The sequence below is a fragment of the Bacteroidales bacterium genome, from assembly GCA_017521245.1.
Lineage (GTDB): Bacteria > Bacteroidota > Bacteroidia > Bacteroidales > G3-4614 > Caccoplasma_A.
Genome location: JAFXDI010000050.1, coordinates 1 through 12941 on the forward strand (window position 1 = coordinate 1; position 12941 = coordinate 12941).

The 12941-nt window shown below is 37.8% G+C and carries 14 protein-coding genes; 1 reads left to right on the plus strand and 13 read right to left on the minus strand.

Translation table 11 applies throughout. The features are described 5' to 3' along the window. The 6 genes from IKK64_07490 to IKK64_07515 form a co-directional block, all read right to left on the minus strand. On the minus strand, positions 1-1302 hold a 1302-nt coding region (locus IKK64_07490; protein ID MBR4119901.1), incomplete at its 3' end, for a hypothetical protein. A gap of 30 nt (positions 1303-1332) precedes the next feature. Then, the gene (locus tag IKK64_07495; protein ID MBR4119902.1) at positions 1333-1833 is read right to left on the minus strand and encodes a T9SS type A sorting domain-containing protein; all 501 of its coding nucleotides are present in this window, start codon (positions 1831-1833) and stop codon (positions 1333-1335) included. Between the two features lie 391 nt (positions 1834-2224). Further along, the gene (locus tag IKK64_07500; protein MBR4119903.1) at positions 2225-3136 is read right to left on the minus strand and encodes a ribonuclease Z; all 912 of its coding nucleotides are present in this window, start codon (positions 3134-3136) and stop codon (positions 2225-2227) included. Positions 3137-3199: 63 nt separating this feature from the next. Then, the gene (locus IKK64_07505; GenBank protein MBR4119904.1) at positions 3200-3472 is read right to left on the minus strand and encodes a hypothetical protein; all 273 of its coding nucleotides are present in this window, start codon (positions 3470-3472) and stop codon (positions 3200-3202) included. A gap of 1 nt (position 3473) precedes the next feature. Further along, positions 3474-3908, minus strand: a complete 435-nt coding sequence (locus tag IKK64_07510; GenBank protein MBR4119905.1) for a nucleoside deaminase — start codon at positions 3906-3908, stop codon at positions 3474-3476. Between the two features lie 9 nt (positions 3909-3917). Then, positions 3918-4625, minus strand: coding sequence for an SIMPL domain-containing protein (locus tag IKK64_07515; GenBank protein MBR4119906.1), 708 nt, complete (start codon positions 4623-4625; stop codon positions 3918-3920). Between the two features lie 128 nt (positions 4626-4753). On the opposite strand from IKK64_07515, the gene IKK64_07520 reads away from it, so the two are divergent. Continuing rightward, positions 4754-5275 carry a ferritin gene (locus tag IKK64_07520; protein MBR4119907.1) on the plus strand — a complete coding sequence of 174 codons (522 nt, stop codon included), beginning with the start codon at positions 4754-4756 and terminating at the stop codon, positions 5273-5275. A 142-nt stretch (positions 5276-5417) separates the two neighbouring features. Here IKK64_07520 and IKK64_07525 read toward each other — a convergent pair whose 3' ends face one another. The 7 genes from IKK64_07525 to IKK64_07555 all read right to left on the minus strand — a co-directional run bounded on the left by IKK64_07525 (position 5418) and on the right by IKK64_07555 (position 12935). Further along, complete coding sequence (locus IKK64_07525) at positions 5418-7454, minus strand: transketolase (protein ID MBR4119908.1); 2037 nt, start codon at positions 7452-7454, stop codon at positions 5418-5420. 172 nt (positions 7455-7626) lie between these two features. Beyond that, a complete protein-coding gene (galK, locus tag IKK64_07530; GenBank protein ID MBR4119909.1) occupies positions 7627-8787 on the minus strand; it encodes a galactokinase in 1161 nt (386 codons plus the stop codon). A 31-nt stretch (positions 8788-8818) separates the two neighbouring features. Then, positions 8819-10099, minus strand: a complete 1281-nt coding sequence (locus IKK64_07535) for an MFS transporter (protein MBR4119910.1) — start codon at positions 10097-10099, stop codon at positions 8819-8821. A gap of 27 nt (positions 10100-10126) precedes the next feature. Next, a complete protein-coding gene (locus tag IKK64_07540) occupies positions 10127-11197 on the minus strand; it encodes a galactose mutarotase (GenBank protein ID MBR4119911.1) in 1071 nt (356 codons plus the stop codon). A 110-nt stretch (positions 11198-11307) separates the two neighbouring features. Beyond that, positions 11308-11979 carry a YggS family pyridoxal phosphate-dependent enzyme gene (locus IKK64_07545; protein ID MBR4119912.1) on the minus strand — a complete coding sequence of 224 codons (672 nt, stop codon included), beginning with the start codon at positions 11977-11979 and terminating at the stop codon, positions 11308-11310. Positions 11980-11996: 17 nt separating this feature from the next. Continuing rightward, positions 11997-12446: a DUF4494 domain-containing protein gene (locus tag IKK64_07550; protein MBR4119913.1), complete on the minus strand. Its 450-nt coding sequence runs from the start codon at positions 12444-12446 to the stop codon at positions 11997-11999. A 24-nt stretch (positions 12447-12470) separates the two neighbouring features. After that, entirely contained in the window at positions 12471-12935 is a 465-nt protein-coding gene (locus tag IKK64_07555; GenBank protein MBR4119914.1) for a nucleoside deaminase, read from the minus strand. Positions 12936-12941 lie beyond the last annotated feature (6 nt).

Sequence of the window (12941 nt, forward strand, 5' to 3'; positions counted from 1 at the left end):
AACAGTATTGCGGTCAATCACATTTACAAGAGCAGTAGCTGTTTGAATACGGTATGTCTCGTATAATGCTTTGTCCTCTTCTGATAATGAAGGATCATCTGCTTTGGGGTTCTCAATTGTAAATCCAATATTTGCTTGTCCTGCTGCTTGTACCTCAAACTCAAACTCAAATTGTTGAGTATTGATTTTTTGCATACCAATATATTTAACAGGTGCATTTGCTCCTTGTGGTAATGTTAAGTTCCAGTCAATGAAATCTCCACGATCATCTGGACTCATTGTGTACCATACAATGATTTTGAATCTTTCTGGCTCTGCATTCTCTTCAACATTTCCACCTACATATTTTAGGTAACTTTTGTTTAATTTGCGACTTGTTAATTTTACATCCTCGCTGTATGTATTAATTTGGCTGAATGAGATATAAAGCTCATTAAAATGTTTTCCATCATCACATGTTAGGTAAAGTTGTAATGTTTTATCCTCTATTGTTATGGCAATAATTCCTTGCTCATAAACATTTGCAGTTGATGTTAATGGAAGAGAAACAACCCAAACATCATTGCTGTCATCAATTGTTACGTCTCCTATTTCAAGGGTTAATCCATCAGCTACATAATTTTCTTTGTTTAGCAAAATCTCTTTAACTGCTGCTTTTTGCTCATCGGAAGCTCCATCTAAATAACAGAAGAAAGAGTAATTCAATGTCAATGTCTCTCCTAAATAGATAGTTTTGTATGTTAACAATCCTATACCATCATTTGGGTTATTAGGGTTAATTATATTGTGAGATAGATATACACCATAGTCTACTGTTATAGGTATATCTTTTACATAACCGCCAAGAATTATACGACAGATTAGCTCCTCTTTTTGAGTTCCTGCTGTAAATTTTACTTTATAGCCTAAATCATCGGGCATTAAACTATATACCACCTTTGCATCGGTTATACTATTATCTGCAAGAGCCTCGTTTTTTAATAGTTCAACACCAAATGGATATAAATCAGAATCAAGATAATCAGATGATTCTATCTCTACATAAAATTCCGACTCAGCAAGTGGTGCCAGCTGTAAACTCTCTATTGATACAGAAACTAGGCTATAATCAATCTCTGGTTCTTCATATTCAAATCGTATAGAATCAACTTTAGATAGATCATAAATTGATAGGTTATCATCTTTCATATAAACCTGCATCATCTTTTTCTCATCAACACTCTCTTCTGTGTTTTGCGACTGTACACAAAAGAGTGTCATGAACAAAAGCATGGTTGTTAATATTGCTTTTATAGATTTCATGATAATTTTTGTTTTTTATGTTCAGTTATACTATTTTATAATTTTCTTTGTTACCACTTGTTCGCCTGATTGTGCAACTACGATATAGATTCCATTAGGGTAGTTGCTAACATTAAGGGTTACAACATCTACTCCATGAGCAACTGTTTGCATTAATACTCCTTGCATATTGTATAGTTGCACTTGATTGACTACTTCAGATGAGGTTACTTTTACTTCTCCTGTCGATGCTATATAGAGTATCTCTATTTCAGCAGTTTCAACTTCACTCTCCTCTATGGCTGTTATATCAGTATCACCAAAGGTAATAACCTCAATATTATCTATTGCCATGGGGGTTCCCATACCCGATATGGTAATATTTACTTCATCTTCTGACGGGAAGGTTATTTTGTCTATTTCATCAATATTTATTGATTGAAATGCTCCTTGCGTTGTTAAATAGACATTCATATATTCAGTTGCAGAAACTCCCACAAAGGGAATGAATGCTAATAACAACACTAATTGTTTAATGTAGTTTTTATTCATAATATATATTTAATTGTTTTACTATTACGTTTCTTGGATCATTTAAGTCATTTTAGTTATTATTGCGGTAAGTTTATGAAACCAAAAACTAACGAATGCACAATAACATGTATTTTTTTGCAAAAATAAACATAAATTTGCATTTTACCCCCCCCCCATTGTTAATTATTGTTAATTATTGTTAATCAATAATTAACAATGGGGGATAATATCTTTATATTTTACATAAAAAAAGAACTTCTCAAGTTTACAATAATATATAATTTGGTCATAACCAAACCTGCGTAAACATTTAATTAAGATATAGGCAGACAATTTATTAAAAGTTTGACAAAGGATAGGATATAAACTCTTTATTTAATTTATCTTTAACAAAAGAGGAGGATAGTATTTAAAACTTTATTTTCAACCCCTCGTTTGCTAAGATTGTATTTGCAAACTCCTTTTGTGCTTCTTGCAAAAGAGGGGATTCATCTTTGTAACGAGTTGAGAAGTGACCTATAATCAACTGCTCTACCTCTGCCTCTTTTGCTATTTTTGCTGCTTGTAGAGCGGTTGTGTGGTAGCGTTTACTGGCGGTCTTCTCCATATCGTGAAGATAGGTTGCTTCATGATACAGAAGTGATACTCCTGTTATATGCGGAATGATTGATGTTGTATATTTTGTATCGGAGCAATAGGCGTAACTTGATGCCGGTGATGGAGGTGATACCAACTCACAATTTGGGATTATCTCACCATCGGGTGTAATATAATCTGCTCCCTCTTTTATGCGAGGTAACTCTTTTAGAGGTATATTATACCTCTCTACCCTCTCTTTTATTATATGGGGCAATTTGTTTATCTCTTCAAACTTGAATCCGAATGTTGGAATGCGATGTTTTAAGGGGAAAGATGTTACTCGAAGTGTTCCATCGTTATAGATTTCTGCAACTTTAGATGGAAGTGGTTCTATTGTTATTTTTAGCGTACTTCCACTGCAATAGTAATCAATTTGCGGGCGAAGTAGTGTCTCTAAATCGGAGTGAGCATGTATCACTATTTCTCCTGTGCGTTCTTGCAATTCAAGGGTTGATATAAACCCTATTAGTCCAAAACAGTGATCGCCATGAAGGTGCGAGATGAATATATGAGAGAGTCGGTTTTGATTTAATCCATTACGATAGAATTGACGTTGTGTTCCCTCACCACAATCTATCATAAAGTGTTTCCCGCGATATGTTAATACCTGCGATGATAGCTGATGGCGTCCTGATGGTTTTGCCGAACCACAACCTAATATGGTTAATTCAAACTCTTTCATTTGATATGGATTACCTTTTTTCGGACGTGGTATGCCACGCACGCCCCTACTTTCCATCAATTTTTAACGACCGGTTGCTCGTTTTAATTCTTTGTAGAAAGCTTGTTCATCGGGTGTAAGTTTTGATAGTATCTCCTCTTCATACTCCTCTAAATCTTCTTGCTCCTCTACTTGTGAGATTATTGATGTGCCTATGTCGTGCATATCTTTTATACTCTTTGCAGTTAGCAATTTGCTCGCTGTTTGTACTCCGTATGTTCCACCATGTAATATCATACTCAGGAGTATTGCCATTTCGGGTTTTATCTCAAACGAGACTATTACTTTCTTGCTCATATCATCTTTTGTTTTTGAAAAATTCCTGTATTATCTCGGCACACTCTTTTGCCATTATTCCTTTTGTTATTTCTGTTTTGGGATGTAACGCCTCGGGAGCAAATCGTGAGAATCCTCGCTTTGCATCATCGGCACCCCAAACCAAACGTCCTAACTGCGACCACCCTAATGCTCCTGCACACATTATGCAAGGCTCCAATGTTACATACATAGTGCATTTGTTCAGATATTTTCCGCCCAATTGGTTTGTTGCCGCAGTTATTGCCTGCATCTCAGCATGGGCAGTTACATCGTTTAGCATCTCTGTCAGATTATGCGTCCTTGCTATTACCATTCCGTTGCACACCACTATTGCCCCAACCGGAATCTCCCCGTCAGAGTATGCTGTTTGGGCTTCGCGATAAGCCATCTGCATAAACTTTTCATCATCTGAAATGCTCATTATCTAATCTTCAAGAAAATATGTTACACTTGTTACTACTCGCACCTCTTTTATTTGAGGTGTGTTATTATCTCGGTCGCTTATGGTAAATTGTCCTTGATTGGCTGTTTTTATTTTCCCCAACTTGCTTTGTGAATCGGCAGCAAATTTCTCGGCTGTTGTTCGTGCATTTATGGTTGCCTCCTCAATCATTTGGGGTTTTATATCGTTAAGACCTGTAAATGTAAAGGTTGGTTGATATTCGTAACTCCCTACTATGATTGCTACTCCTTTTTTTATTAAATCGGCTTGTTTAAGCATCAATTGGGTTACTAAGTTTACCTTATTTGATGTTACGGTTATTATGGATGTTACATTGTAACGGTATAAGTAGTTCTGATTTCCGTAACGCTCCGCCTGTAAATCTACTATCTCGGGAGCTGCAATAATTATCTCACTCTCATCTATACCATTCTCCTTTAAGAATGATATTATTATATTGTTCTTTGTATTTATGGTATTATATAGGTCTGTTAAGTTATTGCCTATCTCCTTAAATGTAATTGGCCATATTACCTTATCGGCCGGCACTTCACGTACAGATAGTCCTTTTACATTTACCACTCGTGACATTTCTGTTGTTGTAATTATGGCTTTCGCTATCGCAAAGCCACCTAAAAAGATTCCTATGGCAACCAATGCCGCGGCTACGGGTAATTTACACTTCTCCATAAATATTTTTTTTAGTTTTTAGAATAGCAAAGTTATAAAAATATTATTTATCTTCGCAAACGAAACGGAGTTATTATACGTTTGTTTTATATATTATTAATGTATGTATAAACTTTAAATTAAATAATATGTTAAGTAAAAGATTAGAAGATGCTCTAAATGCACAAATTAGTGCGGAGTTCTGGTCGGCATATCTATATTTATCAATGTCGGTTGATGCTTCGGCTAAGGGTTACAAAGGTGTGGCTAACTGGTTTGCTGTTCAATTTAAGGAGGAACAGGCTCACGCTCAAATTTTCATTAACTATGTTCTTGCTCGTGGAGGCAAAGTTGAGTTAGCTCCTATCCCTGAGGTTAAGACAAGCTGGGAGACTCCTCTTGAGGCTTTTGAAGATACTATTGTTCATGAGCGTAAGGTAACTTCGCTTATTAACGAACTTTGCCATATTGCGGCTGAAGAGAAGGATTTTGCCACTTCAAATATGCTTGTTTGGTTTGTTGATGAGCAAGTTGAGGAAGAAGAGAATGTTCAAGAGCAAATTGATGCTATGCGTGCTGTGGATGGTAATAAGTTTGGCTTGTATATGATTGATAAAGATCTTGCCACTCGTACTTACGTTACCCCTACTCCTTTGGCAGGAAAAGAGTAGATTCATTTGTTAGCTGTCTGATAACAGAAACAAGTCAACCATATAGTTATGGTTAAAAAATAAAAATGTAAAAGGTTGTCCAAACTTTGAAGTTCACTTCAATATAGACAACCTTTTATATTATAACTATTGTATAGGTTTATTATTTCCCTAACATTGCTTTTACTTGTTTTAGTACGTTCTCAGCAGAGAATCCAAATTTGTCATCCAACACTTTATAAGGAGCTGAATATCCAAAGTGATCTAATCCCCAGACTACTCCGTTTACTCCTACCAAACGTGCCATTGCCGAAGGTAATCCTGCTGTTAAGCCGAATACCGGTTTATCTGTTGGAATTACACTTGCTCTGTACTCAGGTGTTTGGTTGAAGAATAGTCCTGTTGATGGAGCTGATACTACTTGTGCTTTTATTCCTGCTTCGTGCAACAGGGGTAGTGCTGCCATTAGGGTTGATACCTCACTTCCGCTTGCAACCATTACAACATCAGGATTTTCATCTTTTGCCACGATGTATGCTCCCTTCTCTGCTTGTAGTGCCTCTTCGTAACGATCGCCGTTCATCGCTGGAATATCATCTACGTTTTGACGTGACAAAATCAATGCTGTTGGCGAATCGGTGTTCTCCATTGCTAACTTCCAAGCCACAACAGTCTCTGCACCGTCGGCAGGGCGTAGTACCAACATACTGTTTTTACCTTTGTGGTTTTTCAACTCTTCCAACAAGCGGATTTGGGCCTCTTGTTCTACCGGTTGGTGTGTTGGTCCGTCCTCTCCTACGCGGAAGGCATCGTGTGTCCATACATATTTTACAGGAAGTCGCATTAATGCAGACATTCTTGCAACTGGTTTTATATAGTCAGAGAATACAAAGAATGTTCCACTTGCAGCTATTATTCCTCCGTGCAATACCATACCGTTCATTACGGCAGCCATAGTTATCTCACTTACTCCTGCATGAAGGAACGCTCCCTCAAAGTTATATGGTGCAAATGCTCCTGTCTTTTTCAAGAATCCATCGGTTTTATCAGAGTTTGCCAAGTCGGCTGATGCCACAACCATATTACCTATATTCTCGCCAAATACCGACAACACTGTTGATGATGCTACGCGTGTTGCTTGGTTAGGTTTTAGTGCTATTGATTTGTAATCGATAGCAGGCACTTCACCCGACATATATTTTTTGAGTAACTCTGCTTTCTCTGGATTTGCTTTCTCCCACTCTGCTTGTTGTGCTTTTCGCTCTGCTACAATTTTACGCAACTCCGCCTTACGCTCTTCGTATAGTTGAACTGTTTCGGGGAAGAATGTAAATGGATCTTCAGGGTTTCCTCCCAAGTTTAAGATTGTTTTCTCTACCGATGCACCTGCTGCACTGATTGGTTGCCCATGAGTTGAGCATTGACGCTCGAAATTGCTTCCGTCCTCTTTTACAGCTCCTTTACCCATTATTGTTTTACCAATGATTATGGTTGGACGCTTCTCCTCGTTTTGTGCTACTATCAAAGCATCGTATATTGCTTGAGAATCGTTTCCGTCTATCTCTATTACGTTCCAATTCCACGCACGATATTTTGCCGCTGTATCTTCTGTTGTTACGGCATCGGTATCTGTTGATAGCTGAATATCGTTACTATCGAAGAACATAATCAGGTTATTCAATCCAAAGTATCCTGCCATACGTCCTGCTCCTTGCGATATCTCCTCTTGAATTCCTCCGTCAGAGATGAAGGCGTATGTTTTGTGTGACATCCATTCTCCAAAACGTGCTACCATAAAACGCTCTGCCATTGCTGCTCCTACTGCCATAGCATGTCCTTGTCCGAGTGGACCTGAGGTGTTCTCTACTCCACGCTCAATGTTTAGCTCCGGGTGTCCGGGAGTTTTTGTTCCCCATTGGCGGAAATCTTTTATCTCATCCATGGTAAAGTTACCAATCATTGCCAATACGCTGTATAGCATTGGTGACATATGTCCCGGATCAAGGAAGAAACGGTCGCGATTCATCCATGTTGCATCATCAGGGTCGTAAACCATTACTTTTGAGTAGAGTGTATTTATAAAATCTGCTCCGCCCATTGCTCCTCCTGGGTGACCTGATTTTGCTTTCTCCACCATTGCCACTGTTAGTACGCGAATATTATCCGCTACTCTCTCTTGAATTTTCTTGTCGATTGCCATTTTTGATAACTCGTTAGGTTTTTATATAGTACGGTATGCCCGTATTTTATTCTCTTTTGCAAAATTAATTATTTATTCTGTATATTTTATATTTTATAGGTATTATTTATCAACAAAAAAAACGGAAATCTTCGACTTCCGTTTTAATGATTGGTTTTATTACTGTTTTTTATTACTCTACAACCAATTTACGAGATCCATCACCTATTACAACATCATATACTTTAGGTGATTTTCCGTATTTCTCTTTGTATTTTTTCTCGGCTTGTTCAATGAATAGTTCGTACAACTCCTCTTTTACCAAGTTGATTGTACATCCACCGAAACCGCCTCCCATCATACGAGAACCTGTTACGTTGCAATCAATTGCTACATCTACCAAGAAATCTAACTCTTCGCAACTTACTTCGTAATCTTTGCTTAGGCCAAAGTGTGTTTCGTACATTTTACGACCAACTGTTTCGTAGTCGCCTGCCTCTAATGCATCACATACATCAAGTACGCGTTGAACCTCTCCAATTACGTATTTAGCTCGGCTGTAATCTTCTGGTTTCAATTGCTCTTTTACCTCCTCAAGCATTTCAAAGTTTGCATCACGCAATGACTCCACTTCGGGATATTTTGCTTTGATTACCTCTGCTACATGCTCACAACTTAAACGGCGATCGTTATAAGGAGATCCTACCAATGCGTGTTTTACACATGTGTTAAGCAATACCAATTTGTATCCCTTGGGTTCAAATGGGAAGTATGAGTACTCTAATGAGCGACAATCCAAACGGATTAGGCTTCCCTCTTTTCCGAATACACTTGCAAATTGGTCCATAATTCCGCAGTTTACTCCTACATAGTTATGCTCTGTTGCTTGACCTACTTTTGCCAACTCAAATTTGTCGATTTTGTTATCACCAAACATATCGTTTAGTGCGTATGCATAAGTACTCTCTAACGCTGCCGATGATGACATTCCTGCTCCAAGAGGTACATCTCCTGCAAATGCTGTGTTGAATCCTTTTACAGGAACTCCGCGTTTAATCATTTCGCGACATACTCCGAAGATGTATTTTGCCCATGATGCACGTGGTGCATCCTCCTCGTTTAGACCAAACTCTACATAGTCTTTTTCATCTATTGAGTAAGCTTTTACTTTGTCTGTTCCGTTTGGTTTCAACTCTGCTATTATTCCTTTATTTACTGCTCCAGGAAATACGAACCCGTTATTGTAATCGGTATGCTCTCCGATTAGATTGATACGACCTGGTGATGCGTAAAGTTCTCCTGTTGTACCATCAAAGTGTTTGATGAAACGACTTCTGACAAAATCTATATTCATAATTAGTTAGTTTATATGATGAATTAATATATTACTCTTTTACTTGCGAGGGTTTTGAACCAATTAGTGCATAGAACAATAGGTAAGCTGCACATGCTACTACTACCCAGAAACTTGTCATATAATCGGTCATCTCTGCTACTTGTGCTTGGATTGCCAACATTACTGCACATCCGAATACCATTGTCATAAAGATTCCTGATGCTACTGCTGTATATTTTCCAAGTCCCTCTACTGCCATATTGAAGATTCCTCCCCACATTACTGATGTACATAATCCCACTAATAGGAATGCAAAGATTCCAACTGGCACGTTAGCCCAAATCAAAGTTAATGTTCCCCAATCAATTCCGGGTACTTGTACTTTAATATCTGTTGGAGCAAACATTCCAAATAGCACTAATACCAAAGTTAAGATTGATACTGTTGTTATCATTGCACGACTTGATACTTTGTTTCCGATTGATGCTCCAACAAAACGTCCTACCATCATCAAGAACCAATATACTGCTACTATCAATCCTGCTGTTGCCGCATTGATTCCTAATTCTGGAGTGTTTACAAGATACATATTTACGTATGTTGGTGTTCCTACCTCAATTCCCATGTATAGGAAGATACCTAAAATTCCTAATACAAAGTGACGATATTTGAACGCTCCTTTTACCAATGACATATCAACTGGGGCTTGCTCCGGCTCTTCGATTTTTGTTTTCAAGATTGTTAAGAATGCTACTACGAAGATTCCTAATGCTATCATTAAAGCCGGTGTTGCATCTGCAATTTTTGTCTCTGATGTTACCTCGCCAATTAATGCTCCCATTATGATATATACTGCTACTGCTGCCAATGAGTTGAATACTCCTCCTGTTTGAATTAATTGGTTTCCTGAGTTACCTCCGCCACCAAGCAGGTTCAACATTGGGTTTACTACACAGTTTAGAATACACATACAGAATCCTGTAATGAATGCTCCTATTAAATATACAGTAAATACTACTCCTATTCCGTTTGCTACATCTAACAAGCTACTTGACCATTGAACAAGAATACCTACGATTCCGACCATTAGACCAATTAAAGCTGTTTTTTTGTAACCAAATTTTGAGATTAGCATTCCTGCGGGTACTCCCATAATTAGATATGCAACGAAGTTTCCGTAGTTTCCAATTTGTGCTAATACTTCTGATACTCCGCCTTGTGCTTTAATGATGTTTGCCATTGGCGAACATAGGTTTGTTACGAAGGCAATCATCGCAAAGAGCGCAATCATTACGATTATGGCTCCCCATTGTTTCTTTTGTTGACTCATAATTGTTTTAATTTAGTTTATTGTTAATTATTTTTCTACTCCAAATTTATAAACTGTTTTTTGATAATACTCCTCGCCCGGATTTAAGATACAATCGGGGAAATGAGGTTTATTTGGTGTGTCGGGGAAGTGCTGTGCCTCAAAACATATTGCACTGCGTTTTGGGAAAGTTGCTCCGAATGCTCCCTCAAATCCATTATGCCAGTTTGATGTATATACTTGTACTCCCGGCTCTGTTGTATAAACCTCTAATGTGCGTCCGCTTATTGGCTCTACACATTTTGCTGCGTATGACAGCTCGCCTACTTCGCGTTTATTTAGTACCCAACAATGGTCATATCCTACACCAAATTTTGTTTGTTCAAAATCTGTGTCAATACGTTCGCCCACCACGTGTGGAGTACGGAAATCCATTGGTGTTCCCTCTACTGCATCAATACGCCCATATGGGATTGATGTTTCATCTACTGGTACATAAAAGTCAGCATTCAAGGTTAGGATGTTATTCTCAACAGATGCTGTATCTTTTTGTATTCCTGATAGACTGAAAAATGCGTGATGTGTTAAGTTTACAATTGTCTTTTTGTTGGTTGTTGCCGAATACTCTATTACAAACTCATTATCTTCACTTAATGAATATATAACTGTTACTTTAAGTTCTCCAGGAAATCCCTCTTCACCATCGGCAGATGTGTATTTTAATTTAAGAGTACTGTCGTTAATTTGCTCGGCATCCCATACTCTTGCGTGAAATCCTGTTGGTCCTCCATGTAGCGAGTTTGGCCCGTTATTTATTGCAAGGGTGTACTCTTTACCATTGAGAGTAAATTTTCCTTTTGCAATACGATTTCCGTAACGACCTACCAATGTACTTAAGAATGGTTCGGGACTTTTTACTACTTTTTCAATTGAGTCGTGTCCTTGTATGACGTTTGCGTATTTACCATCTTTATCGGGCATCATTATCGACATAACTGCTCCTCCGTAGTTGGTTACACAAATTTCGGCTCCCTTACTGTTTTTTAGAACATACATAGCAGTTTTCTTTCCTGCTATCTCTGATTCAAAATCGGTTTGTTTTAATCCTGATAATGTCATAATTACATTTTATTCTAAAAAGTTCACAATATGTGATTGTACAAAATTAGCATTATTTTGCATCGGCCGACCGATACTGTTATATGTTATATAACATAAAAACAGAGTTTTTAGTATTTTCTTTCACCAAATATATCGGTTCCCACTCTTATTATGTTTGACCCGCACTCTATTGCCAAGAGATAATCATCAGACATACCCATAGAGCAATAAGAGAATTTATCATCATCCGAGAAGTATTGTTGCTTGATTTTATCAAACTCTCCTCGTATGATTTTAAACTCAGAGGCTATCTGTTCTTGATTATCGGTAAAGGTTGCCATACCCATAACTCCACAGAGGTGTATATTTTGCAACTCTCGCCACTCGCCCTTTGCCATATACTCTTGCAACTCGGTGGGATAAAATCCGCTTTTGCTCTCTTCTTTTGCTACATGCAACTGCAACAATACATCTACTACTCGCCCCTCTTTTTTAGCACAACGATTAATCTCGCTTAATAGTTTTGCACTATCGCCACTATGTATGAGCGAAATAAACGGCACTATGTATTTTACTTTGTTTGTTTGCAAATGTCCTATAAAGTGCCATTCAATATCTGTTGGTAAGGCTTGTTGTTTAGGTATTAGCTCTTGTACTCTACTCTCTCCAAAGATACGTTGTCCTGCATCGTATGCCTCTTGTATTGATGTTTCGGGATGGAACTTTGAAACAGCACAAAGCTTCACTCCTTGCGGAAGCGAAGCCTTGTATTGGTTTATATTTTCAGTGATTGTTCCCATCTCTGAAAAGTCTTTTTTTATTGTTGTACGTCTGGGGTTGATACCTCATATCGATAGACATCCATAATGGCTGTTTCTGTTATTGATGCCACTTCGTAGTCTATCATTGTTGTTCCCATCTCGTTTGTGAGTGTTGTGAGTGCTGTTGCAAAGTCTTGAGCTTGTATCAACATAAATGCTGCGGTACGTTTCTCTGCTCCACTCTTCTCATCAAGGGTTATATAGTTTAGTTTTGCTTTGTACCATTTATCGCCAGTCTCATCAAAGAATATATCAGCCAATTTTACTCTTTTTATATTTGCAACGGTAAATTCACCAGATATATAAGGTTTCATCTCTTCGATTATTCGTGCCTCTGCTTCGGTAAACGATAGAGCATCTACTAAATAGGGTTCGCTCACGCTTTTGGGCAAACCATTCTCCATCATCTTGTCATATTTGACTTTACATTCAAACCAATTACTCATATTCTTATATCTTTATTTTTTATTTTACTCTTCTAATTTCTCTAATACATTAACACATTCGCCTCCCTCTTGGCGTAATATATTCGTTAATTTTATATCAGACACCATCTTCATCTTTACCGTGGCGGTATGTTGATAACGTTTCATTACGGCATTTGTAGAGATATCTTCTTCGGTACATGCGTAATATACTTCATCAATATTAGCTACCTTTATTGCTTCCATACACATTTTACATGGAATGGTTGATGTATATATTTTACAACCCGAGAGATCGTATGTTTTGAGTCGCGATGCTGCTTGGCGTATTGCAATAATCTCGGCATGTGCCGTTGGATCTATTTTTCTTGCAACTCTGTCTGCTCCTCGTGCCACTATCTTATTATCTTTTACAATTACTGCGCCAAATGGTGCCTCACCTATTTTTATACATTTTAAAGATATGGCTATTGCCTCCCTCATAAATTCAGTATCACTCTTGGTAATCATTTTTAT

Excerpts from the sequence above, each read along its gene's own strand:
- IKK64_07495 (MBR4119902.1), bottom strand. The coding sequence starts at position 1,833 with ATGAATAAAAACTACATTAAACAATTAGTGTTGTTATTAGCATTCATT.
- IKK64_07500 (MBR4119903.1), bottom strand. The coding sequence starts at position 3,136 with ATGAAAGAGTTTGAATTAACCATATTAGGTTGTGGTTCGGCAAAACCA.
- IKK64_07505 (MBR4119904.1), bottom strand. The coding sequence starts at position 3,472 with ATGAGCAAGAAAGTAATAGTCTCGTTTGAGATAAAACCCGAAATGGCA.
- IKK64_07515 (MBR4119906.1), bottom strand. The coding sequence starts at position 4,625 with ATGGAGAAGTGTAAATTACCCGTAGCCGCGGCATTGGTTGCCATAGGA.
- IKK64_07520 (MBR4119907.1), top strand. The coding sequence starts at position 4,754 with ATGTTAAGTAAAAGATTAGAAGATGCTCTAAATGCACAAATTAGTGCG.
- IKK64_07525 (MBR4119908.1), bottom strand. The coding sequence starts at position 7,454 with ATGGCAATCGACAAGAAAATTCAAGAGAGAGTAGCGGATAATATTCGC.
- galK (MBR4119909.1), bottom strand. The coding sequence starts at position 8,787 with ATGAATATAGATTTTGTCAGAAGTCGTTTCATCAAACACTTTGATGGT.
- IKK64_07535 (MBR4119910.1), bottom strand. The coding sequence starts at position 10,099 with ATGAGTCAACAAAAGAAACAATGGGGAGCCATAATCGTAATGATTGCG.
- IKK64_07540 (MBR4119911.1), bottom strand. The coding sequence starts at position 11,197 with ATGACATTATCAGGATTAAAACAAACCGATTTTGAATCAGAGATAGCA.
- IKK64_07545 (MBR4119912.1), bottom strand. The coding sequence starts at position 11,979 with ATGGGAACAATCACTGAAAATATAAACCAATACAAGGCTTCGCTTCCG.
- IKK64_07550 (MBR4119913.1), bottom strand. The coding sequence starts at position 12,446 with ATGAGTAATTGGTTTGAATGTAAAGTCAAATATGACAAGATGATGGAG.
- IKK64_07555 (MBR4119914.1), bottom strand. The coding sequence starts at position 12,935 with ATGATTACCAAGAGTGATACTGAATTTATGAGGGAGGCAATAGCCATA.